We start from the raw sequence: 22,258 nt of genomic DNA, 5'->3' as shown, positions 1-22,258 counted from the left end.
AAAACACCTGTCACCATTTGCCCACATTGCGCTGGTAAGGGCCAACCCTACGCGACGTCCATGGCGTCCGAATGAGTGCGAGTTCGGGAACAATAATGGCAGACAGAACCCAGCTGAGAGTAGCCGACAACAACGACATCGCCGAAGATGATCCGTTCGCTGAACTGACCAGGATCATGGGTTTCGATCCGCGCCAGCCGGTCAAGCCGCAGGCGCCAGCCGTCGAGACGGCTGCAGACGAGGGCGATTTCGACATCGACCTCGAGAAGGAGTTGATGGGCGAATTCGGCGATGAAGTCGGTTCCATGGAGGCCAGCCAGCCGGCTCCCGAGGTTCACCAGCCTGCCGCTGAGCCCTACGAACCTGCTGCCGAGATTCGCGAGCCGGCTTTCGAAACCACCGATGCCGCGATGGACGATGCGCTGGCTGCTTCGCTGGAATATGATTTCGTCTTCGACGATGCCGCCGATCTGGATTTCGGCGCTGGCCCGCAGGCTGCGGCTGCTCCCGTTGAACCCTCGGTTGCCGAACCTTGGTTTGCCGAGCCCGCATTCGACGAAGCTGCATTCGATGACGATTTCGACAATGCCGTGGCCAGTTCACTGGAAAACGTATCGCCGCTCGAAGACGATCTGCCGATGGATGACGAGCTTGCCGCTTCGCTCGAGCAGGGATTGCTGCTCGATGACGATGCGACCGTCGCCCATGCCGCAGATGTCGCCCAGGTTGCTGCTGCGCCTGCCGACGATGTCGCGTTCGACGATGATTTCGACAATGCCGTCTCGATGTCGCTGGAAGACGAGCTGACTCTGGACGGTCCTGCGCCGGCGCAGGACCAGTATGCCGCGCCAGTAGCCGAGGCGCCGGTCGTCGGCGCCGGCGACCACGCTGTTGCCGACGAGGATTTTGCGGGTCATTTCAACGACGCAATGGCCGATGTCGACATGGACTTTGCAGCTCAGGATTTTGCAGCCCAGGATTTTGCAGCCGAGCATTTCGAGCCTCGGGCTTTCGAGGCTCAGCCTGTTGAGGCCGAGGATCCGGAAGAGCGCGATCTGGATGTCAGCGATCTGCAGACCGGCGCGCCGGTTGAGATGGATGCGCCGGAAGTGGACGAGACGCCGGCCTGGACTGTGGAGGCCAGCCCCTCTCATGAGACTGCGCACGAAGCATTCTACGATTTCGATCTGAGCATCGATGATGCGCTTGCCGATCACGAGCCGGTGGCCGAGACCGCACCCGCTCCGGTTCAGACAGCTCAGGTCGCACCCGCCTATGTGGCGCCTACCAATATGGCGACCCCGGCCGCTCCGGTCGCTGACGAACGAACGTTGGAAGATGAACTCAACGCGCTGCTTGGCGCCATGACCACACCACGCCCGGCGCCAGTCGCGCCGATTCCGGTCGTCACCGAGCCCACCAGGGCTGCCGCCATCGAGCCCGCCAGGACTTATGAGCCGGTTGCCCCGGTGCAGCGGTCCGTCGCAACGCCGGTCGCTCCGGTCGATAATCTCGACTGGGACCTGGACGAACACGCGCCGGCTCCTCAGGAGGCCCAGGCGGACGATGCCGATTTCGACGATCTGCTTGCCGGCGAACTCGAGGGCCATGAGCCCGAGATCGAGTTCGATGATCATGCCTTCGATGCGGCGCTCGCCAAGGGCATCGATCTGGGTAATGACACGGCAGCACCGGTAGCTGGCGATTGGCGCTCGACGCCGCCGGAGCCGGCGCGTTCGTGGAGCCGCGTGACTCCTACCCCGGCCCAGCCTTCCTTTGCAGCGCAGCCGAAACCTTCTTTTGCAGCGCAGCCGCAAGCTTCTTTTGCAGAAAAGCCGTCCATGCCGCCGGCGGCAGCGCCAAGCTATCGCGACCAGCCGGTTGCCGCTGCTGCCTATGTGGCGCCGACGCCATCGCGCCAGGCGCCGCCTCAGGCCTATGACGAGATGCCGGATGTCGAGACGGTCGATGTGCCGGAGCGTGTGGTGGCGATTGCCGACGACCTCGACATTCCAGAACTCAGCTTCGAGCAAGACGAGCCGGCCGCCTATGACGACATCGACGCCGAATTCGCCGGCATGCTCAACGAGATGAACGCGGTGGAAGTGGCGCCGCCCACTGCCGCACGCAGTGCCGGCTATGATGACGATTCCTACAGTTCCGGCTTCGGTTCGGGCCACGAGCTCGACCAGCGCGCCTATGCGGCGCGGCCAGCCGAAGTGCTTGCAGCCACGCAAGCTCACCACGCCGATGCCGCCGGCGGCTTCGACATGGACGATCTGCCCGGCAGCCAGCCGGTTTCGCAGGCCGACGATTTCGCGGTCGACGAACTCGACTACGATCCGGATCTGGACGAGGCAATGGCGGTGCCGGGCCTCGCCGAGCAGGAAGCCGCACGGCCGCGCAGGAGCGGCCTGCTGGTCGCGGGGGTCGTTGCTGCGGTTGCGATTGCCGGCGGCCTTGGCGCCTTCGCCTTGTCGTTCGGCGGCAAGGGCGGCAGCGATGCGCCGGTCATTGTCAAGGCCGACAACAGGCCGATCAAGGTCAAGCCCGAAAATCCGGGCGGCGCCGTGGTGCCGAACCAGGACAACAAGGTTTATGATGCGGTCGCCAAGGGCACCAAGCCGGCCGAGCCGGTTCAGGAGAAGCTGGTCACCAACACCGAAGAGCCGGTCGATGTGAAGGCGCAGGAGCCTGAAAGCCGCGTCGTCGATCTGTCGCCCGACGATACCGACGCTGCCCCAGGCCCCGACCCTGCCGGCAACCCCGAAGCTGCCGTCAACCCCGACGCGGCTGTCGCGCCGGCGCCAAAGTCCGAGGACCGCATCGCTCAGGTGCTGCAGGAAGCCGACAAGAACCCCGATACGGTCGCCGTTGCCCCGCGCAAGGTGCGGACCATGGTGGTCAAGCCCGACGGCTCGTTGGTGGCCCGCGAGGACTCGACGCCGGCCGCGCCACAGGTTGCGGCGACTGAGCCGCTTGACCCGGCGCCGCAGCACGTCGCCCCTTCGGCCGATGCCGAGCAGACCGGCACCGTGGCGCCTGCCGATCAGGCAAATAGCGACCAGGCAAGTGCCGAGACCGCCAAGCCGGTCAAGCCGGTGAAGCCGGCGGCCACGCCGAAGGCTGAGACCCAGTCCGCCAACACGCCGCAGACGGTTGCCGTAGCGCCGCAGCGCCCGTCCGACCAGCCGGTCGACGTGGTCGGCGAGGTCAAGCCCGACCAGGTTGCCTCCATCCCGGCGACGGCTTCGACATCGGGCGGTTCGTGGTCGATGCAGATCGCTTCGCAGCCGACGGTCGAAAGCGCCCAGGCCAACTACGCCGACCTGCAGCGCCGCTATGGAAATGTGCTCGCCGGTCGCACCGCCAACATCGTCAAGGCGGAGATCGCCGGCAAGGGCACCTTCTACCGTGTCCGGGTGCCTGCGCAATCGCGCAACGATGCAATCAATCTGTGCACCAGCTACAAGGCTGCCGGCGGCAACTGCTTCGTGTCGCGGTAAGGCCGGATCCAATTATCAGAGCCGGTGCGTTCCCAAGGGTCGCGCCGGCTTTTTCATGTGGATGGGCGAGAGGTTGAGGCGCTTGCCGTCCGGGGAGATTCCCTTTGGCGGCGCGAAGCCCTAAACTGGTGGAATGACCGAATCAAAATCCATGATCCTCGGCTGTGCCGGGAAATCGCTGACCCGCGAAGAAATCCGTTTCTATCGCAATGAATGCCCGTGGGGCTTCATCCTGTTTGCGCGCAATATCGGCGAAACGGAGCAGATCCGCGATCTGGTCGCCGAAATGCGCGACTGTATCGGGCGCCCCGATACGCCGGTGTTCATCGATCAGGAAGGTGGCCGGGTGCAGCGCCTGCGGCCGCCGCTGGCGCCGAACTATCCCGCCGGCGGCGCGCTCGGTGCATTGTGGCGCAAGGACCATGATGCCGGCACCCGCGCTGCCTGGCTGATGGCGCGGCTGCACGCCTTCGACCTGTTGCGCTTCGGTATCTCGGCCGATTGCCTGCCGGTGCTGGACGTGCCGATCGAGGGCGCCAGCGACGTCATCGGCGCGCGCGCCTATGGCAAGGAGCCGCGCCCGGTCATCGAACTTGGCCGCGCCGCCGCGGAAGGGCTGATGTCCGGCGGCGTGTTGCCGGTCATGAAGCATATTCCGGGCCATGGACGCGCCTTCGCCGACACGCATTTCGAGCTGCCTGTGGTCGACGCCTCGCTGAGCGACCTGCAGCGGCATGATTTCGCCCCTTTCCGCGAGCTTAGCCATCTGCCGATGGCGATGACGGCGCATGTCGTCTACAGCGCCATCGATCCGAACAACCCAGCGACCACCTCAGGCAAGGTCATCGACGAGATCATCCGCCGCGAGATCGGCTTCGACGGGCTGTTGATGAGCGACGACACCTCGATGAAGGCGCTTTCTGGGGATTTCCCGACAAAGGCGGCCTCGATCCTTGCGGCGGGCTGCGATCTGGTCCTTCACTGCAATGGCGTTTTCGAGGAGATGGCAGGCATCGCATCGCGAACCACGGGACTTGAAGGGACGTCGCTGGAGCGCGCCAAGCGGGCGCTGACCTATATAAGGGATCGCGACCGGGCCGACGAAACAGAGATACGCGCCGAGTTTGCCACCTATTTCGATGCGGTGGCCTAGAGACGGATGATTTCAGGTCTGTTCGACCTGAAATCTGAATCCGTCTCTAAATTAGATAGAGAGAGCATGATGTCGTCCGAAAACCGCTTCACACTTTTCGGCATCGTGCTCTAACCAGAGGTAAAGGAACAAGTGGCGGAGACATTGGACAGCAAGGCTGCGAAGGCCGCACCGATGGACCGTCTGTGGGCCGAGAACGACGATTCACGGGTCACCGGCGACCCGTCGCTGGTCGTCGACGTCGCCGGGTTCGAAGGTCCGCTCGACCTCTTGCTGCATCTCGCCCGCAACCAAAAGGTCGATCTGTCGCGGATTTCCATCTTGGCGCTGGTCGAGCAATATCTGACCTTCGTCGAGACGGCGAGGGCGCTGAGGCTTGAGCTTGCCGCCGACTACCTGGTGATGGCGGCGTGGCTGGCCTTCCTCAAGTCGAAGCTCCTCATCCCCAAGCAGCCCGGCGAGGAAGGCGAAAGCGGCGAGGAACTGGCCGCGGTGCTGCAGTTCCGGCTGAAGCGTCTGGAGGCCATGCGCGACGCCTCGGCAAGGCTGGTCAACCGCAACCGGCTCGGCCGCGACGTGTTTGCACGCGGCATGCCTGAAATGGTCATCGTCGAGAAGCGTAACGCCTATTCGGCCTCGCTCTACGATTTGCTCACCGCCTATGCGCAGCAGCGCCAGAAACAGGCGATCACCAATGTGACGATTGCCCGGCGTGGCGTGTGGTCGCTCAAGGATGCGCGCGATATCCTGACCCGGCTGATCGGCTCGCTGCGCGACTGGACGGCGCTGGACAGCTATCTGATCAATTACCTGACCAGCCCGGACGAACGGCGTACCGCGATTGCCAGCTCCTTCGCGGCGTCGCTGGAACTGGTGCGCGAAGGCAGCATCGAGATGCGACAGGACCAGGTGTTCGCGCCGCTCTATCTGCGCGGCCGCGCGCAACCAATCAAGGCAGTCGAGGTGGCATCATGAGCGAACGCGCCAACGCTTCGGTCATTCCGTTCAAGGTCGAAGAAGAGACCGAGGAGGGCACTATCGCCCAGGACCCGACTGATACCCTGCTTCTGAATCCTGGCGAACGGCTGCATATGGCCGAAGCCATACGCATGGCCGAGGCGATCGTGTTCGCCAGCGCCGAGCCGGTCAGCGAAAAGCAGCTCGCAGCCAGATTGCCCGATGGCATCAGCATTGCCGCTGCCATGGCTGAGCTGCAGCAGATTTATGCGCGGCGCGGCGTCAATCTGGTTCGGGTCGGCGATGCCTGGGCGTTCCGTACCGCCGGCGATCTCGCCTTCCTGATGAGCCGCGACACGGTGCAGCAGCGCAAGCTGTCGCGCGCCGCGCTCGAAGTGCTGGCGATCATCGCCTACCACCAGCCGGTGACGCGCGCCGAGATCGAGGACATCAGAGGCGTCGAGACCTCGAAGGGCACGCTGGATACGCTGCTCGAAACGGAATGGGTGCGCATGCGCGGCCGCCGCCGCACGCCCGGCCGTCCCGTCACCTACGGCACGACAGACACTTTCCTCGACCATTTCGCACTGGAGGAGATCCGCGATCTTCCCGGGATGGACGAACTGAAGGGGGCAGGGCTGCTCTCCGGCCGCATGCCGTCGAATTTCGCCATCCCGTTGCCGCCGGCCGATCCGGACGCGCTGACCGAGGACGAGGATGCGCTGACCGACATCGATCTCGAGGAACTCGGCCTGCTGACGCCGCGCGTCACGGAAGATTGACCGCAAGCCGCTGTCAAAAAGCTGCATTGCTGCGGTAGATGCGCCGATTGGTAGCGGGCAGCTTTGCCGAAAATGCGTGACATAGACCGCGCCTTCATAAACTTTGTCGCTGTTGTGTTTGAATCCCAACGCGAAAACGCATAGATCATCGCCAGGGAAAACATTCGAGAGAGAGTTACAATGGGTTCATTTTCGATTTGGCACTGGATGATCGTGCTGGTGATCGTGCTGCTGGTGTTCGGCCGCGGCAAGATACCCGAGCTGATGGGCGACATGGCCAAGGGCATCAAGAGCTTCAAGAAGGGCATGGCCGACGACGATACCGCCGAAGACAAGCGCACCGTCGAGCACCGCCCGGACGAGACCGTTTCGGCAGTGAAGGAAAAGGCCAGCAAGAGCTGAGCCGAAGGTTGTTGCTTTTGTGCAAGTCGTTGTCCCAAAACCGCTTCGCACTTTTGGGCGACAAGCACTAGTCGGAACTGATTGCCATGTTTGAAGTCGGCTGGACCGAAATGCTGGTGATCGCGATCGTCATGATCGTGGTCGTCGGACCCAAGGATTTGCCCAATATGCTGCGCACCTTCGGCCGCACGACGGCGAAGCTGCGTGCCATGGCCTCCGACTTCCAGAAGCAGTTCAACGAGGCGTTGAAGGAAGCCGAGCTCGACGACGTCAAGAAGTCTGTCGATACGCTGCGCGGCCTCAATCCGGCGGCCGAAATCCGCAAGCAGCTCAATCCGTTCGAACAGGCGGCAGCCGAGGTTCGCTCCGGCGTCGATGCGGTGATGAAGCCGAAGCCCGCCGTCGACCCCTCAACGCCCGCGGCAGAAACACCACAGCCGGCCGAGCCGCTCAAGAACGGCGCGACGGTGATGCCGGGTGTCAACGGACCGGAAACAGCGCTGGCGGCGCCGATCCTTCCGGCGATGACCGATCAGGCGGTGGTGACACCGGCTGCAGCAACAGCAGCGCCACGAAACGCGCGCGCCAAGGGGGCCGCGATATCAAAGGCCCCGGCAACCAAAACAGCGGCAGCCAAGGCAGCACCAGCAAAGCCGGCGCCTGCGGCGAAGGTTGCGGCCAAGCCGTCAGCGGCGCCCGCCAAGGCTGCACCTGGAAAAGCCGCCACCAAGCCCGCTGCTGCACCGAAGGCAGTCACAAAGGCTGAGCCGAAGCCTGCGCCGGCCACGAAGCCAGCGTCCAAGAAGACGGCGGGGGCCGCCAAGTGAGCATTACGGACAGCGAAAAGGACGAGATCGAGAAGTCGTCGGCTCCGCTGATGGAGCATCTGATCGAACTGCGCCGGCGGCTGATCTGGTCGATCGGCGGTTTCTTCGTCGCCTTCCTCGTCTGCTTCTTCTTTGCCAAGAAGCTGTTCAATCTTTTGGTCGTCCCGTTCAAATGGGCCACGCAATGGGCCGGGCTCGATCCGCACAAGGTCGAGCTGATCTATACGGCGCCGCAGGAATTCTTCTTCACCCAGGTCAAGCTCGCCATGTTCGGCGGCATGGTCATCGCCTTTCCGCTGATCGCCACGCAGATCTACAAATTCATTGCGCCTGGCCTCTACAAGAACGAGCGCAACGCCTTCCTGCCGTTCCTGATCGCATCGCCGATCCTGTTCCTGATGGGCGCGTCGCTGGTCTATTTCTTCTTCACGCCGATGGTGATGTGGTTCTTCCTCGCCATGCAGCAGGCCGGCACCGACGACCAGGTGCAGATTTCGCTGCTGCCGAAAGTGTCGGAATATCTCAGCCTGATCATGACGCTGATCTTCTCCTTCGGCCTGGTGTTCCAGCTGCCGGTGGTGACCAGCCTGATGACGCGCGTCGGCATGCTGTCGTCGAAGGCGCTGGCCGAGAAGCGCAAATGGGCGATCGTCATCGCCTTCGTCGTCGCGGCGGTGCTGACGCCGCCTGATCCGATGAGCCAGATCGGTTTGGCCATCCCGACCATCCTGCTCTACGAGGTGTCGATCTGGGCGGCCCGGCTGATCGAGCGCGATCAGGTCAAGCAGAAGCTGGCGCGCGAGAAGCAGGAAGCCGCCGAAGCCGTGGCCGAAAAGGCGGCGGACGCGTCCTCAAAGCAGGCTCGTTCATAGGCTGTCGCGTTCGGGTATCCGCGTTAGCGGAAAAACGCGACAGCCGCCATCTTGCATCGATGAAGGATGCGGTTTACGCCCTCAGGCCTTAGCTCGAGGACGACCAACCATGCTTGATATCAAATGGATTCGCGACAACCCGAAGGCCCTTGTCGAAGCGCTGGCCAAGCGCTCGTGGTCGGCTGACGAGGCGCAGTCCACGGTCGATGAGCTGATCAAGAAGGACGAAGCGCGGCGCGAGCACGTCACCGAGCTGCAGACCAAGCAGGAACGCCGCAACGCCGCCTCGAAGGAGATCGGCAACGCCATGCGTTCGGGCGACGCAGCACTTGCCGAAAAGCTCAAGGCCGAAGTCGGCGATATCAAGACCTTCATCCAGAATGGCGAGGCGCGCGAGCGCGAACTCGACAAGACGCTGAACGATGCGCTGGCGGTGCTGCCGAATGTGCCGCTCGACGACGTGCCGGTCGGCAAGGACGAGCACGACAATGTCGTCAAGCATATCGTCGGCGAGGTGCCGACCCGGCCGAACTGGGTGAAGGAGCATTTCGAGATCGGCGAAGCGCTCGGCATGATGGATTTCGAGCGGGCGGCAAAGCTGTCGGGATCACGCTTCACCGTGCTGAAGAGCGGGCTGGCGCGGATGGAGCGCGCCATCGGCCAGTTCATGCTCGATCTGCACACGACCGAGCATGGCTATGAAGAAGTCATCCCGCCACTGATGGTGCGCGACGAAGTGCTTTTCGGGACCAACCAGCTGCCGAAGTTCGAGGACGACCTGTTCTTCGTCCGGCATGGCGATGGCCGGCTCGGGTTGATTCCAACCGCCGAGGTCCCGCTCACCAACCTGGTGCGCGAAGAAATCACGGCCCATGAAAAGCTGCCGCTGCGCTATACGGCGCTGACGCCGTGCTTCCGCTCGGAAGCGGGCTCCGCCGGCCGCGACACGCGCGGCATGTTGCGCCAGCACCAGTTCTACAAGGTCGAGCTGGTCTCGGTCACCGACCAGGAGTCTTCGCTCGCCGAGCACGAGCGGATGACGCAGTGCGCCGAAGAGGTGCTGAAGCGACTGGAGCTGCCGTTCCGCACCATGGTCCTGTGCACGGGCGACATGGGGTTTGGCGCGCGCAAGACCTACGACATCGAGGTCTGGCTGCCTGGACAGAACGCCTATCGCGAGATCTCGTCCTGTTCAGTGTGCGGCGACTTCCAGGCCAGGCGCATGGATGCCCGCTACAAGGACAGGGACGGCAAGGGCAACCGCTTTGTGCACACGCTGAACGGTTCGGGCACCGCTGTCGGCCGTGCGCTGATTGCCGTCATCGAAAACTACCAGAATGAGGATGGCAGCGTAACCATTCCTGAAGTGCTGCGGCCTTATATGGGCGGTCTGGCGAAGATCGAATCGAAATAATGCGCATTCTTCTGACCAATGATGACGGCATCCATGCCGAGGGCCTGGCGTCGCTCGAACGCATCGCCCGCACGCTGTCGGACGATGTCTGGGTGGTGGCGCCGGAGCAGGACCAGTCCGGCTACGCGCATTCGCTGTCGATCTCGGAGCCGCTCCGGTTGCGCAAGATCGGCGAGAAACACTACGCCGTGCGCGGCACGCCGACCGACTGCGTCATCATGGGCGTCAAGAAGATCCTGCCTGGCGCGCCGGACCTGATCCTGTCCGGTGTCAATTCAGGCGCCAACATCGCCGACGACGTCACCTATTCCGGCACCGTCGCCGGCGCCATGGAAGGCGCGCTGCTCGGCATCCGCTCGATCGCACTCAGCCAGGGTTATTCCTATGTCGGCGAGGACCGCGTCGTTCCCTACGAGACCACCGAAGCGCTGGCGCCGGCGCTGCTGAAAAAGCTCGTCGCCATGCCGCTGCCGGACGGCGTGCTGCTCAACGTCAACTTTCCCAACTGCCTGCCTGACGAGGTCGCCGGCACCGTCGTGACGTCGCAAGGCAAGCTGGTGCACAGCCTGTGGGTCGACGAGCGCCGCGACGGGCGCGGCCTGCCTTATTACTGGCTGCGCTTCGGCCGCGAGCCGGTCGAGGGCAAGCAGGGCACCGATCTCCATGCTCTGCGCAACCGGCTGGTGTCGGTGACGCCGCTGCAGCTTGACCTCACTGCGCATGAAATCCGTGACCAACTGACCAAGGCGCTGTCTAAATAAGGTGTTCGCATGAAGAAGGTTCTGGCATGAACTTGCCGCTCGACGATCGCGAGGGTTTTGCCGCGTTCCTGCTGCGCCTGCGCGGCCAAGGCGCGGTGCCGAAGGCGCTGATCGCAGCCTTCGAGGCGACGCCGCGGCGCGGCTTCCTCAACGGCCAGTTCCATTCCATCGCCTGGTCGGACGGCATGCTGCCGATCGAATGCGGCGAGGCGATCGAGGGCGCCGATCTGCAGGCGGCGGTGATTGCGGCCTTGGCAATAGAGCCCGGCAACCGGGTGCTGGAGATCGGCACCGGCTCGGGCTACACGGCAGCGGTGATGTCGCGGCTCGCGGCGCGCATCGTCAGCGTCGACCGCTACAAAACGCTGGCCGAGCAGGCCAGGCAACGCTTCGAGGCGCTCGGCATCGGCAATGTCATCGTGCGCCAGGCCGATGGTTCCAACGGGCTTGCCAATGAAGCGCCGTTCGACCGCATCGTAGCCTGGGCGGCTTTCGACAGCCTGCCGCGCTTCCTGCTCGACCAATTGTCGAGCGGCGGCATCGTCATTGCCCCGATCGGGCCGGAGGAGGGCGAGCAGGTGCTGGCCAAGCTGACCAAGGTCGGCAGCCGCTTCGAGCGCGAGGATATCGGCACCGTGCGCCTGCAGCCGATCCTGCGCAGCGTCGCGGCGGTTATTTAGGTGCACTGATATTCATGTGAGGCCGGCCTGCAAATGGCAGGTTCCTGCGCTTCCGGTGCTCACATGTTTGAGTACGCTCCGCTCCGGCCTTCGCCGGCCGAAGCCGTCATAAATGCCTCCGCTCTATGAAGGCTACGGCCGGCGTAGGCCGGTTCTCAGAACCTGTCATTTTCGACTCGGCCTGACCTGAATCTCAACGCAGCTTCGGCGCGTTCGAAAATGTTTTAAGAAAATTTGCGTCTGGTTCTATGGGGTTAACCCCCCAGTAACATTAACGCGCTTTAATCATGACCAGTGTGTACCGGGTCTGTGCGGGTTAGTGCGATGCAATTCAGTGTTTTGAAGGCAAACGGGCGTACTCTGTCGCGAGGCTGCGCTGTCCTCATGCTAGCCGGAGTGGCGGCGGGGTGTAGCTCCCAAGTCTCGCGGTTCAATGGTGTCGACGACGTCTTCACCTCCTCGACCAACAATCAGCGCGCCATCATCGACAAGCAGAGCACTGCGCAGCCCTATCCGGGCGATGTGGCGGCCGAGCCGATCGCTGCGGCACCTGTCGATGGCAGCCATAACCAGTCGGTCAGCCGCTCCAGCCTGGAGCCGGTCACCGTCCAGCAGCTGCCGCCGCCGAGCGCGCCCAAAGCTGCTCCGATGCGCACCGCTTCCGCGCCGGCGCTTGCACCGGCACCGCATGTCGACAGAACGACTACCGGCACCGTCCAGCCGGCGAGGCCGTTCAAGAATGCCGGTGACTCCGATCCGAAACCAGTTGCGGCTGGTACGCCGCATGCGACCGAGATCGTGGTCAGCGACGGCGAGACCATTTCCGGCATCGCTCATCGCTATCATGTGCCCGCCGACGTGATCATGAAGGTCAACGGCCTGAGCGCTACCAAGGGGCTGAAGACCGGTCAGAAACTGGTCATCCCGGCCTATGCCTATTCAAGCAAGGGGACAGAGCCGAAACTTGCCGACGGCAAGCCGGCAAACAGCCCCAAGGCGCCGGCGCCGGAGAAGATCGCCGTACTGCCGCAGCAGCCGAAACTCAAGGACGGCAAGTCCGCCGCGCAGGTTGACGCTTCGGCAGCGAACAAGCCGAAGACCGACAAGCCGGCGCAGACTGCCTCGGCCGCGCCAAAAGCCGGCGCGGGCACCTACACGGTCCAGTCGGGCGACAGCCTGTCCTCCATCGCCAGGAAGACCGGCGTTGGCGTCGTGGCGCTGAAGCAGGCGAACGGCATGCAGGACGGCCTGCTCAAGATCGGCCAGACGCTGAAGGTTCCGGCAGGTGGCACCGCAACGGTCGCCAGCGCCAAGCCGGCCAAAGTTGATCCGGTGACGACTGCGACCACCCAACCGGCGGCAAAGCCGACGGAGACGCTCGCCACCTACACGCCGCCGAAGAAGGACGCCAAGGTCATCCAGCAGGCCGAGGACGACGATGCTGTTGCGCCCGATGCCACCGGCATCGGCAAGATGCGTTGGCCGGTGCGTGGCCGCGTCATCTCCAATTTTGGTGGCGGCAAGGATGGCGTCGACATCGCCGTGCCTGAGGGGACGCCGGTCAAGGCGGCCGAGAACGGCGTGGTCATCTATGCCGGCGACGGCCTCAAGGAATTCGGCAATACGGTGCTGGTGCGCCACGAAAACGGGCTGGTCACCGTCTATGGCCACGCCAGTTCGATCGAGGTGCAGCGCGGCCAGAAGGTCAAGCGCGGCCAGGAGATCGCGCTGTCGGGCATGAGCGGGACCACCGACTCGCCGAAACTGCACTTCGAAGTGCGCAAGAACTCGGCCCCGGTCGACCCCTCTGGTTATCTCGAATAGAACAATAAACGTTTTGCAGGCCGTCTGACCTCCAGTCCGGCCCGCCGGCTCAGCCCGCTCCGCAAGGGGCGGGCTTTTTCAGTGACCTGACGCAAATCAATCAGTCGTTCAGCGGCTTGCCGAGCCGGCCGGCCAGATCCTGGGTGAACTGCCATGCGACGCGGCCCGAGCGGCTGCCGCGTGTCGTTGCCCATTCCAGGGCGTCGGCGCGCAGCTGCTCCGGGTCGATGGTAAGCCCGTGATGGCTGGCATAGCCGTTGACCATGTCGAGATATTCGTCCTGCGAGCACTTGTGGAAGCCGAGCCACAGGCCGAAACGATCGGACAGTGAAACCTTTTCCTCGACCGCCTCGGACGGGTTGATGGCGGTCGAGCGCTCATTGTCGATCATGTCGCGCGGCAACAGGTGCCGGCGGTTCGACGTGGCGTAGAAGATGACGTTGGCCGGGCGGCCCTCGACGCCGCCTTCAAGGGCTGCCTTAAGCGACTTGTAGGAGGTGTCGTCATGGTCGAAGGAGAGGTCGTCGCAAAACAGGATTAAGCGAAACGGCGCCGCCTTCAGCAGGCCCATCAGCCTGGGCAGCGTGTCGATATCCTCGCGATGGATCTCGATCAGCTTGAGCGGCGGGTCGGATTTTGCCCTGGCGTTGATCTGCGCATGCACGGCCTTGACCAGGGAGGATTTGCCCATGCCGCGCGCGCCCCACAACAACACATTGTTGGCGGCATGGCCGGCGGCGAAGCGTTCCGTGTTGTCGACCAGAATGTCGCGCACGCGGTCGACGCCGCGGATCAGGCCGATGTCGACGCGGTTGACCTTGCGCACCGGCTCGAGATAGCCGGGATCGGCCTGCCAAACAAAGCAATCGGCCACGGCAAGATCGGTCTGCGGCACTGGCGGCGGAGCGAGGCGGGTGACCGCCTCGATCAGGCGGTCGAGCTTTTGGTTCAGGGCCTCGATGGTGCTGTCGGTCATGTCTCGTCTTTTATGTTTCCGCACGAACGTGCGTAGGGGCCGAAATCGTCTTGATCCGGGCGAGATAGAAACTGGTTCCAAGCTTTTGTTTGGGCATGATCTTTTGCGAAAACCACGCCCGTATTCCGGGAGCATGCTCTAACACGGGTCAACCGGCCGGAAAAGCAGCTGAAAGCCCGGCCGCGCAGTTGCATTGGTAACTTTACCCACTATATTCCGGCCAAATTTGGCGAGGCCGCCCTACGGCCTTCTTCGTAACCAGGAGTTCTTGATGTTCGTCACACCGGCATACGCCCAAGCTACCGGAACTCCGCTTGGTCCGTTCGGGGATATCGGCATGATACTCCCGTTCGTTCTGATCTTCGTGATCATGTATTTCCTCATCATCCGGCCGCAGCGCGCCCAGTTGAAGAAGCGCCAGGAGATGATCTCGGCCGTGCGCCGTGGCGACACGGTCATCACCGGCGGCGGCTTCGTCGGCAAGGTGACCAAGGTGATCGACGACCACGAACTCGAGATCGACCTTGGCGGCGGCACCAAGGTGACGGCGCTGCGCTCGACGATCGCCGACGTGCGGGTCAAGGGCGAGCCGGTGGCCAACCAGAACGCCAAGAAGTAAGCCAGTTTCCCAAGCGGAGCGATCCGCGGGCAGAGCTCTGACAAAAGACGGCGTATGGTCCATTTTTCGCGCCTGAAAATGATCCTGATCTGGCTTGCTATCGCCACAATGCTCGTCGACGCGCCCAGTCTTCACGCTGCCGGCCCGGACGTGCTGCTTCGATTGGACGCGACCGATGTGATCGATCGCCGGTTGGAGGCGACGCGTGACGAAATCAGGACGCTGCTGCGCGATGCAAGGATCGGCTATACTGCTCTTGCTAAGTCGGGTCGGGCCGTTCAGGTGCACATCACCGACGCCGCTCAGGTCGGCGCGGCCAAGATGGCATTGAAGGCGGTGACTGATCCTGTCCTTGGCAGCGCTGGTCCGGTCCAGGAAATGATCCTGGATGATACCGGAGCAGCGTTGCTCAAGTTCACGGTAACAGACACAGGCATCAAGTATCGGATTTCGATCGCGCTTGCGCAGTCGATCGTGGTCATTAAGAATCGCCTGCGTGATCTTGGTGTTGCCGACACAGTAGTTCAGCCAGAGGGCGAAGACGGTATGCTGGTCCGGACCTCGGGCGTTGCGGATTTGCAAAGGCTGAGGAGAATTCTCACCCGAACCGGAATGCTGACCTTTCAGTGGGTTGATGAGTCGATGCCGGTCGCTGATGCGATCAATGGCCGGACGCCCGCTGGCTCGGTGGTGGTTTATTCGAAGGACGATCCACCGGTTCCCTATCTGGTTGAGAGCCGGACGATCGTATCCAGTGACGACATTGTCAATGCTCAGGCGACTCCCAACTCCGTCACAAATGAGCCGGCGGTTTCGTTCACCTTCGATTCCAGGGCAACGGCACGCGTTGCGCAGGCGACCTCGCAGAATGTCGGCAAGCTATTTGCGATGATCCTCGACAACCAAGTGCTTTCGGTGCCAGTCGTCCGCGAGCCAATTCTTAACGGCCGCGGCCAGATATCGGGCAACCTCACCAAGGAGAACGCCGATGATCTGGCCTTGCTTTTGCGTTCCGGACCGATGCCTGCACAATTGAAAATAGTCGAGTAGCGCATGATAGCGCCCGGCGGTGATCAGAATTAGAATGGGAACCGACAGAGGCGATTGACGCCGAAACCGCTGCCGGCGGCAGCGCCAAATTGACCTCAGCGCGCTCGACAATCGGCGAAGTGCGGGTTAAGGGCGAGCCGGTGGCAAATAAGAACGCCAAGAAATAACCGAATTGTCGGCGGAACGATCCGCCAGTACGCCCTGACGGACAACGCCATATGCTGTATTTTTCGCGCCTGAAGATGATCCTGATCTGGATCGCCGTGGCCGTCACATTCATCCTTGCCGCGCCAAATCTCTTCCCGGCCAGCACATTGGCGCAATTGCCTAACTGGGTGCCGAAGCGGCAGATGACGCTTGGTCTCGATCTGCAGGGCGGTTCGCACATCCTCTTGCAGATGGACCAGAATGATCTCGTCAAGGCGCAGCTGGAAACGACGCGCGACGAGATCCGCACGCTGCTGCGCGATGCCAAGGTGGGCTATACCGGCCTTGGCGGCACCGGCAGGACGGTACAAGTGCGCATCACCGATCCAACCCAGATCGATGCCGCTAAGACGGCGCTTAAGCCGCTGACCGATCCGGTCGCCGCCGGCCTGTTCACCGGTGGCTCCATCCAGGAAATGTCCCTGGATGATTCCGAAGCCGGGCTGCTCAAATTCACCGTCACCGACGCCGGCATCAAATACCGCACCTCAGCCGCATTGGCGCAGTCGATCGAAGTCGTCGAGCGTCGCGTCAACGAACTCGGCACCACCGAGCCGATCGTGCAGCGGCAGGGCGACGACCGTGTGCTCGTCCAGGTGCCGGGCCTGCAGGATCCGCAAAGGCTGAAGGAGATCATTGGCCAGACCGCCAAGATGACCTTCCAGATGGTGGATACCTCGATGTCGGTGCAGGATGCGCTCAACGGCCGCCCGCCGGCAGGCTCCTCGGTGCTTTATTCGCAGGACGATCCGCCGGTTCCGTATCTGGTGGAAAATCGCGTCATCGTGTCCGGCGAAGATCTTGCCAAGGCGACGGCAACCTATGATTCCCGAAACAACGAGCCGGTGGTTTCGTTCGTCTTCAACTCGCGCGGTGCGACACGGTTCGGCCAGGCGACCCAGCAGAATGTCGGCAAGCCGTTCGCCATCATCCTCGACAATCAGGTGATTTCGGCGCCGGTGATCCGCGAACCGATCCTCGGCGGCAGCGGCCAGATTTCAGGCAATTTCACCGCCGAAAGCGCCAACGACCTCGCCGTGCTGCTGCGCGCCGGCGCGCTGCCGGCAAAGCTGACCGTGATCGAAGAACGCACCGTCGGCCCAGGCCTCGGCCAGGATTCGATCCATGCCGGCAAGGTCGCCGGCATCATCGGCTCCATTCTCGTCGTCGCCTTCATGTTCGTCGCCTACGGACTTCTCGGCTTCCTCGCCAACATTGCGCTCGCCGTGCACGTGGCGATGATCGTCGGGGTTTTGTCGCTGCTTGGCGCGACGCTGACCTTGCCCGGCATTGCCGGTATCGTGCTGACCATCGGCATGGCGGTCGATTCCAACGTGCTGATCTATGAGCGTATCCGCGAGGAGCGACGGGCCGGCCGTTCGGTCATCCAGTCGATCGACACAGGCTTCACCAAGGCGTTGGCGACAATCGTGGATTCCAACGTGACGTCGCTGATTGCCACGGTCGTGCTGTTCTATCTCGGCACCGGACCGGTCAAGGGCTTCGCCATCACCTATGCCATCGGCATCTTGACCACGGTCTTCACCGCCTTCACCTTCACCCGTCTGCTGGTGTCGATCTGGCTGCGCCGTGCGCGTCCGAAGGAATTGCCGCGTGCGCCGGTGACCTTCGTTCCGGCCGGCACGAAAATCCCGTTCATGGGCATCCGCCGCTGGACGTTCGCGCTGTCCAGCCTGCTGTCGGTCCTCTCGGTCGTGCTGTTCATGACCGTCGACATCAATTACGGCATCGACTTCAAGGGCGGCTCGATCATCGAGGTGCAATCCAAGCAAGGCGACGCCGATATTGGCGATATCAGAAGCCGGTTGTCGGAGCTTAATATCGGTGAGGTGCAGGTCCAGCAATTCGGCGCGCCGAATGATGTGCTGATCCGCGTTGGCACCCAGGATGGCGGCGAGAACGCCGAGCAGACCGTCATCGACAAGGTGCGCGGCGAGCTGCAGGACAATTACGATTTCCGCCGCGTCGAGGTGGTGGGCCCCACCGTTTCGGGCGAGCTGGCCAAGCAAGGCACGATTGCCATGATCATCGCGCTGATCGGCATCCTGGTCTATGTCTGGTTCCGCTTCGAATGGCAGTTCGCGGTCGGCGCCATCGTGGCGACAGTGCACGATGTGGTGATGACGCTGGGCTTCTTCGTCATCACCGGGCTCGAGTTCAACCAGTCTTCGCTGGCGGCGATCCTGACCATTATCGGCTATTCGCTCAACGACACGATCGTCGTCTATGACCGTGTTCGAGAAGATTTGCGAAAATACAAACGAATGCCGCTCCCGCAATTGTTGAACAACGCCATCAACGAGACGCTGTCGAGAACGACGCTGACTTCGGTGACGACCATCCTGGCGCTGCTCGCGCTGGTGCTGTTCGGCGGCGAGGTGATCCGTTCGTTCACCATGGCGATGCTGTTTGGCGTCGTCTTCGGTACCTATTCGTCGATCTTCATCGCAGCACCCTTGCTGATCTTGTTCAGGCTCAGGCCGCAGGGAGCGAGCGCCGATGAGGAGAAGCCGGTTGGTGGCGGCAAGGCCATGGCGACCTGACGGCTGCGCTGGTGGCAAAAGGCATCGTCATCCGCGAGGCGCATTTCCCCGGACGGGCGCCGATCGAAGCCTACGGCAATGGCGGGTTCCGCTTCGCCGACATGTCGCATCGCGGCTCGCTTCTTTGCCTGCCCTCCGGCATCCATGGCTGGGAGCCGGCCGATCCGCTGGCCCTGACGGCGGCGGATTTTGACCTGCTGCTGGCCGAGGCCGGCAAGGTCGAGATCCTGCTGGTCGGCACAGGCAAGGATTTGCGGCCCTTGCCGGCAGCACTTCGGGCGGCGCTGAAGGCGGCTGGCATTGGCTCCGACCCGATGTCGACGGGGGCAGCGGTGCGGACCTACAATGTGCTGCTTGCCGAAGACCGCGCCGTGGCCGCGGCGCTCATCGCCGTCGACTGACGTGACCGATACAGCTGACATCGTCATGGAGGCGGTGCGCGCCGGCGACCATGACCGCTATGTCTGCGCACTCTATGCACCGGCCGACAAGCGCGCGGCGCTGTTTTCGCTTTACGCCTTCAATGCCGAGATCGCCTCTGTCCGCGACCGCATCCACGAGGCATTGCCGGGCGAAGTGAGGCTGCAATGGTGGCGCGATGTCATCGCTGCTGAAGCCGCAGCCACAGGCAACCCGCTCGCCGATGCGCTGAAGGCGACGATTTCTGCCCATAGCCTGCCCAAAACTGCCTTCGACAACATGCTCGAGGCCCGCATCTTCGACCTCTATGACGATCCGATGCCGTCGCGCACCGATCTCGAGGGCTATTGCGGCGAGACGGCGGCCGCGCTGATCCAGCTGGCGGCGATGGTGCTCGATCCCAATGAGGCGCCGCGCTTTGCCGAACTGGCGGGCAGGGCCGGCTGCGCCCAGGCGATGACCGGCCTGTTGCTGCTGTTGCCGCTGCATCGCCGACGCGGGCAATGCTTCGTGCCGGCGGATATCCTTGCAGCGGCCGGCTCGTCGCCGGAGGAGTTCGTCAGCGGCGACGGCGGCCCCGGCGCTCAGCGCGCGGTGGCTGCGATGATTGCATTAGCGCAGGAGCATCTCCGCGCTTTCGAGCAAGGGGCGTCCGCACTTCCGGAAACGCTGCGTCCGGCGTTCCTGCCGCTGGCGCTGACCAGCGCCTATCTCGGCAAGATGGCGAGTGGTCGTCGCTCGCCGCTTGGCGGCGCAGCCCGGCTTTCGGCTCTGCGCCGGCATTGGCTGTTGCTCAGGCGCGCAACGCGGGGTTGGTCAGCCAGTTGACGTAAACGTCAATCGTGTTAGGACCCTAAGACTCTTGGCTATTCAGCAGCTTCCGCTGTTTGCGCCGGCAGCCCTAGCCACTCCCGACAATCTGCCCGCGCGCGTGAGGTGATCGCGTGGCGCTTGGCCACCGTCTTGTCCTTGCCGCGCAGGCGTTTGCCTTCGGTCTTCGGCGCTTCGACCGGCGGGAACAGGCCGAAATTGACGTTCATCGGCTGGAACGAGCGTTTGCCCGGCTCGTCGTCGGAAACGATGTGGCCGCCCGTGATGTGGTTGAGCAAGGCGCCGAAGGCGGTGGTGAGCGGTGGCAGCGATGGCGCGTGGCCGAGCCGCTCGGCGGCGGCGAAGCGGCCGGCGAGCAGGCCGATCGCCGCGCTCTCGACATAGCCCTCGCAGCCGGTGATCTGGCCGGCAAAGCGCAGGCCCGGCCGCGACTTCAGCTGCAGCGAGGCGTCGAGCAAGGTCGGCGAGTTGATGTAGGTGTTGCGGTGCAGGCCGCCGAGACGGGCGAACTCGGCGTTTTCCAGACCCGGAATGGTGCGGAACACGCGCACCTGCTCGGCATGCTTCAGCTTGGTCTGGAAACCGACCATGTTGTAGAGCGTGCCCAGCGCATTGTCCTGACGCAGCTGCACCACGGCATAGGCTTTTACCGTCGGATTGTGGGCATTGGTCAGCCCCATCGGCTTCATCGGCCCGTAGCGCAGCGTCTCGACGCCGCGCTCGGCCATGATCTCGATCGGCAGGCAGCCGTCGAAATAGGGCGTGCCTTCCCACTGCTTGAATTCGGTCTTCTGGCCGTCGACCAGCGCCTGTACGAAGGCGAGATACTGGTCCTTGTCCATCGGGCAGTTGATGTAGTCCTTGCCGGTGCCGCCGGGCCCAACCTTGTCGTAGCGCGACTGGAACCAGCAAATGTCCATGTCGATCGTGTCGAAATGGATGATCGGGGCGATGGCGTCGAAGAAGGCCAGCGCGTCGGCGCCGGTTGCCTCGGCGATCGACTGGGCGAGCGACGGCGCGGTCAACGGGCCGGTGGCGATGATCGCCTGGTCCCATTCCGCCGGCGGCAAGCCCGGCACTTCCTCCCGCTCGATGGTGATCAGCGGGTGCGCTTCGAGCCTTTTCGTCACCGCGTCGGAGAAGCCGTCGCGATCGACGGCCAGCGCGCCGCCGGCCGGCACCTGGTTGGCGTCGCCGGCACTCATGATCAGCGAGCCGGCCAACCGCATTTCGGCATGCAGCAGGCCGACGGCATTGTTCTCGGCATCGTCGGAGCGGAAGGAATTGGAACAGACGAGTTCGGCAAGCCCATCGGTCTTGTGCGCATCGGTGCCGCGCACCGGGCGCATCTCATGCAGGACGACGGGAACGCCGGCTTGCGCTGCCTGCCATGCGGCTTCGGAGCCGGCGAGGCCGCCGCCGACGACGTGGATAGGATTTTTGCTCATGAGCGCCGGAATAATCGCTTGGCGCGCCGTTTGCAATTGGCCGGTGCGAGCGTGGGTCATTGTCGTGCAGCGACGGAGCTCGACTTTCTTATGTCCGCGGCGACGGTCTGATGGCGGCGTAAAGCGCCTCGATCGACTGCATGCGCAATTGAAAAGCCTGCCCAAAAACAACAACACCCGCCGCGGGAGGAGGTGCGGCGGGTGTCGTTTTTGGGGCCGATCCTCGGGAGGAGGTGGGGATCGGCCGTATTCGCCATTGCCGGGGAGGAGGTCGGCTTTGACGAAATTCTTTTCGCCGGATCGAGGGAGGCGAAATCCCTGGAAGACGACCTGCGTTCACTTTGAAGACGAACTAGCGTTCGCTTCGGAAAGACGAACTGCGTTCGCTTTGGAAACAGCGCCCGCCGCGGGAGGAGGTGCGGCGGGCGCCGTTTTGGTGGTCAACCCTCGGGAGGAGGTGAAGGCTGACCGTATCCGTCAGGGTCGGGGAGGAGGTCGACCCTGGCGAAATTCTGGTTAGATCGTCGCCCTGCGGGCGATGATCTTGATCTCGTTACGGACGATGCCGAGATCATGGAGCTGACGGTTCGAAAGGCGACCCAGCTCGGTAACGGTGTCGCGGTAAACGCGCCAGTTACGATAGTTGCGGATCAGGTTCATTGTCGTTCTCTTTTTCAAAACTGGTTCGGACCATTTGCGATCCGAAGAGGATTAGACCGCCTTGCGGGCGACGTAGTGGATGTCGCTGCGGCTGATGCCGAGGTCGGTCAGTTCACGGTTCGACAGGCGGCTCAGCTCGGAGACGGTGTCCCGGTAGCGGCGCCAGTTGCGGTAGTTGCGGATCAGGTTCATGGTAGTGCTCGTTTCGTCTTTCTTCGGATCATTCCGTTTGTGTACGAACAGAAAATAGGCTGGGTTATATCGATTTAAAAGTGCTGTTGGCGCATGGCAGCAATGCAAATTGT

20 protein-coding genes are annotated in these 22,258 nt (G+C 63.1%); 16 read left to right on the top strand and 4 right to left on the bottom strand.

The annotated features are described in order from the left end of the window. The first annotated feature begins 95 nt into the window (after positions 1-95). The 11 genes from NKI15_RS03665 (at position 96) to NKI15_RS03615 (ending at position 13,178) form a co-directional block, all read left to right on the top strand. Positions 96-3,506: an SPOR domain-containing protein gene (locus tag NKI15_RS03665; RefSeq protein ID WP_352514106.1), complete on the top strand. Its 3,411-nt coding sequence runs from the start codon at positions 96-98 to the stop codon at positions 3,504-3,506. A 133-nt stretch (positions 3,507-3,639) separates the two neighbouring features. Beyond that, positions 3,640-4,659 (top strand): beta-N-acetylhexosaminidase, encoded by a 1,020-nt coding sequence (gene nagZ / locus NKI15_RS03660; protein ID WP_352514105.1) that lies wholly within the window; start codon positions 3,640-3,642, stop codon positions 4,657-4,659. 174 nt (positions 4,660-4,833) lie between these two features. Further along, entirely contained in the window at positions 4,834-5,634 is an 801-nt protein-coding gene (locus NKI15_RS03655; protein WP_023667690.1) for a segregation and condensation protein A, read from the top strand. Further along, positions 5,631-6,398, top strand: a complete 768-nt coding sequence (scpB, locus tag NKI15_RS03650; protein WP_023729961.1) for an SMC-Scp complex subunit ScpB — start codon at positions 5,631-5,633, stop codon at positions 6,396-6,398. The genes NKI15_RS03655 and scpB overlap by 4 nt, the downstream gene beginning before the upstream one ends. Positions 6,399-6,578: 180 nt before the next feature. Next, complete coding sequence (locus NKI15_RS03645) at positions 6,579-6,800, top strand: twin-arginine translocase TatA/TatE family subunit (protein WP_023681650.1); 222 nt, start codon at positions 6,579-6,581, stop codon at positions 6,798-6,800. Positions 6,801-6,886: 86 nt separating this feature from the next. After that, positions 6,887-7,627 carry a Sec-independent protein translocase protein TatB gene (tatB, locus tag NKI15_RS03640; protein WP_352514104.1) on the top strand — a complete coding sequence of 247 codons (741 nt, stop codon included), beginning with the start codon at positions 6,887-6,889 and terminating at the stop codon, positions 7,625-7,627. Next, on the top strand, positions 7,624-8,499 hold the full coding sequence (tatC, locus tag NKI15_RS03635; RefSeq protein ID WP_023667686.1) for a twin-arginine translocase subunit TatC: 876 nt from the start codon (positions 7,624-7,626) through the stop codon (positions 8,497-8,499). The genes tatB and tatC overlap by 4 nt, the downstream gene beginning before the upstream one ends. Before the next feature lie 109 nt (positions 8,500-8,608). Continuing rightward, entirely contained in the window at positions 8,609-9,913 is a 1,305-nt protein-coding gene (gene serS / locus NKI15_RS03630; RefSeq protein ID WP_352514103.1) for a serine--tRNA ligase, read from the top strand. Continuing rightward, the gene (gene surE / locus NKI15_RS03625; RefSeq protein ID WP_352514102.1) at positions 9,913-10,674 is read left to right on the top strand and encodes a 5'/3'-nucleotidase SurE; all 762 of its coding nucleotides are present in this window, start codon (positions 9,913-9,915) and stop codon (positions 10,672-10,674) included. Before serS ends, surE begins: the two co-directional genes overlap by 1 nt. Before the next feature lie 26 nt (positions 10,675-10,700). Next, positions 10,701-11,354 (top strand): protein-L-isoaspartate(D-aspartate) O-methyltransferase, encoded by a 654-nt coding sequence (locus NKI15_RS03620; RefSeq protein WP_023667683.1) that lies wholly within the window; start codon positions 10,701-10,703, stop codon positions 11,352-11,354. A gap of 324 nt (positions 11,355-11,678) precedes the next feature. Next, the gene (locus NKI15_RS03615) at positions 11,679-13,178 is read left to right on the top strand and encodes a peptidoglycan DD-metalloendopeptidase family protein (protein ID WP_352514101.1); all 1,500 of its coding nucleotides are present in this window, start codon (positions 11,679-11,681) and stop codon (positions 13,176-13,178) included. A 100-nt stretch (positions 13,179-13,278) separates the two neighbouring features. Here NKI15_RS03615 and NKI15_RS03610 read toward each other — a convergent pair whose 3' ends face one another. Beyond that, on the bottom strand, positions 13,279-14,154 hold the full coding sequence (locus tag NKI15_RS03610; protein ID WP_352514100.1) for an ATP-binding protein: 876 nt from the start codon (positions 14,152-14,154) through the stop codon (positions 13,279-13,281). A 271-nt stretch (positions 14,155-14,425) separates the two neighbouring features. Between NKI15_RS03610 and yajC the strand changes: the two genes are divergently transcribed. From yajC to NKI15_RS03585, 5 genes are all read left to right on the top strand, one after another. Beyond that, positions 14,426-14,773: a preprotein translocase subunit YajC gene (gene yajC / locus NKI15_RS03605; RefSeq protein ID WP_023741503.1), complete on the top strand. Its 348-nt coding sequence runs from the start codon at positions 14,426-14,428 to the stop codon at positions 14,771-14,773. A 54-nt stretch (positions 14,774-14,827) separates the two neighbouring features. Further along, on the top strand, positions 14,828-15,823 hold the full coding sequence (locus NKI15_RS03600; protein WP_352514099.1) for a SecDF P1 head subdomain-containing protein: 996 nt from the start codon (positions 14,828-14,830) through the stop codon (positions 15,821-15,823). Between the two features lie 218 nt (positions 15,824-16,041). Beyond that, on the top strand, positions 16,042-18,594 hold the full coding sequence (gene secDF / locus NKI15_RS03595) for a protein translocase subunit SecDF (RefSeq protein WP_023741501.1): 2,553 nt from the start codon (positions 16,042-16,044) through the stop codon (positions 18,592-18,594). Positions 18,595-18,605: 11 nt separating this feature from the next. Continuing rightward, the gene (locus NKI15_RS03590) at positions 18,606-18,995 is read left to right on the top strand and encodes an Mth938-like domain-containing protein (protein ID WP_023705997.1); all 390 of its coding nucleotides are present in this window, start codon (positions 18,606-18,608) and stop codon (positions 18,993-18,995) included. A 25-nt stretch (positions 18,996-19,020) separates the two neighbouring features. Beyond that, a complete protein-coding gene (locus NKI15_RS03585) occupies positions 19,021-19,842 on the top strand; it encodes a phytoene/squalene synthase family protein (protein ID WP_023705996.1) in 822 nt (273 codons plus the stop codon). 38 nt (positions 19,843-19,880) lie between these two features. Here NKI15_RS03585 and trmFO read toward each other — a convergent pair whose 3' ends face one another. The 3 genes from trmFO to NKI15_RS03570 form a co-directional block, all read right to left on the bottom strand. Further along, complete coding sequence (gene trmFO, locus NKI15_RS03580) at positions 19,881-21,293, bottom strand: methylenetetrahydrofolate--tRNA-(uracil(54)-C(5))-methyltransferase (FADH(2)-oxidizing) TrmFO (RefSeq protein WP_023705995.1); 1,413 nt, start codon at positions 21,291-21,293, stop codon at positions 19,881-19,883. Between the two features lie 516 nt (positions 21,294-21,809). Then, a complete protein-coding gene (locus NKI15_RS03575; protein WP_352885784.1) occupies positions 21,810-21,953 on the bottom strand; it encodes a DUF1127 domain-containing protein in 144 nt (47 codons plus the stop codon). 51 nt (positions 21,954-22,004) lie between these two features. Next, positions 22,005-22,145, bottom strand: coding sequence for a DUF1127 domain-containing protein (locus NKI15_RS03570; protein ID WP_006335194.1), 141 nt, complete (start codon positions 22,143-22,145; stop codon positions 22,005-22,007). Between the last annotated feature and the right edge of the window lie 113 nt (positions 22,146-22,258).

It is taken from the genome of Mesorhizobium sp. M0862, from assembly GCF_040319795.1.
In the GTDB taxonomy this organism is placed as follows: Bacteria; Pseudomonadota; Alphaproteobacteria; order Rhizobiales; family Rhizobiaceae; genus Mesorhizobium.
This window is presented reverse-complemented; position numbering and strand designations above follow the sequence as displayed.

Bases quoted from the DNA above. Each gene is read 5' to 3' on its own strand.
- NKI15_RS03655 (WP_023667690.1), top strand. From the start codon at position 4,834: ATGGACCGTCTGTGGGCCGAGAACGACGATTCACGGGTCACCGGCGAC.
- yajC (WP_023741503.1), top strand. From the start codon at position 14,426: ATGTTCGTCACACCGGCATACGCCCAAGCTACCGGAACTCCGCTTGGT.
- NKI15_RS03610 (WP_352514100.1), bottom strand. From the start codon at position 14,154: ATGACCGACAGCACCATCGAGGCCCTGAACCAAAAGCTCGACCGCCTG.
- NKI15_RS03620 (WP_023667683.1), top strand. From the start codon at position 10,701: ATGAACTTGCCGCTCGACGATCGCGAGGGTTTTGCCGCGTTCCTGCTG.
- scpB (WP_023729961.1), top strand. From the start codon at position 5,631: ATGAGCGAACGCGCCAACGCTTCGGTCATTCCGTTCAAGGTCGAAGAA.
- tatB (WP_352514104.1), top strand. From the start codon at position 6,887: ATGTTTGAAGTCGGCTGGACCGAAATGCTGGTGATCGCGATCGTCATG.
- NKI15_RS03615 (WP_352514101.1), top strand. From the start codon at position 11,679: ATGCAATTCAGTGTTTTGAAGGCAAACGGGCGTACTCTGTCGCGAGGC.
- NKI15_RS03575 (WP_352885784.1), bottom strand. From the start codon at position 21,953: ATGAACCTGATCCGCAACTATCGTAACTGGCGCGTTTACCGCGACACC.
- surE (WP_352514102.1), top strand. From the start codon at position 9,913: ATGCGCATTCTTCTGACCAATGATGACGGCATCCATGCCGAGGGCCTG.
- NKI15_RS03570 (WP_006335194.1), bottom strand. From the start codon at position 22,145: ATGAACCTGATCCGCAACTACCGCAACTGGCGCCGCTACCGGGACACC.
- NKI15_RS03600 (WP_352514099.1), top strand. From the start codon at position 14,828: ATGGTCCATTTTTCGCGCCTGAAAATGATCCTGATCTGGCTTGCTATC.
- NKI15_RS03665 (WP_352514106.1), top strand. From the start codon at position 96: ATGGCAGACAGAACCCAGCTGAGAGTAGCCGACAACAACGACATCGCC.
- nagZ (WP_352514105.1), top strand. From the start codon at position 3,640: ATGACCGAATCAAAATCCATGATCCTCGGCTGTGCCGGGAAATCGCTG.
- serS (WP_352514103.1), top strand. From the start codon at position 8,609: ATGCTTGATATCAAATGGATTCGCGACAACCCGAAGGCCCTTGTCGAA.
- secDF (WP_023741501.1), top strand. From the start codon at position 16,042: ATGCTGTATTTTTCGCGCCTGAAGATGATCCTGATCTGGATCGCCGTG.
- NKI15_RS03585 (WP_023705996.1), top strand. From the start codon at position 19,021: ATGGAGGCGGTGCGCGCCGGCGACCATGACCGCTATGTCTGCGCACTC.
- trmFO (WP_023705995.1), bottom strand. From the start codon at position 21,293: ATGAGCAAAAATCCTATCCACGTCGTCGGCGGCGGCCTCGCCGGCTCC.
- NKI15_RS03645 (WP_023681650.1), top strand. From the start codon at position 6,579: ATGGGTTCATTTTCGATTTGGCACTGGATGATCGTGCTGGTGATCGTG.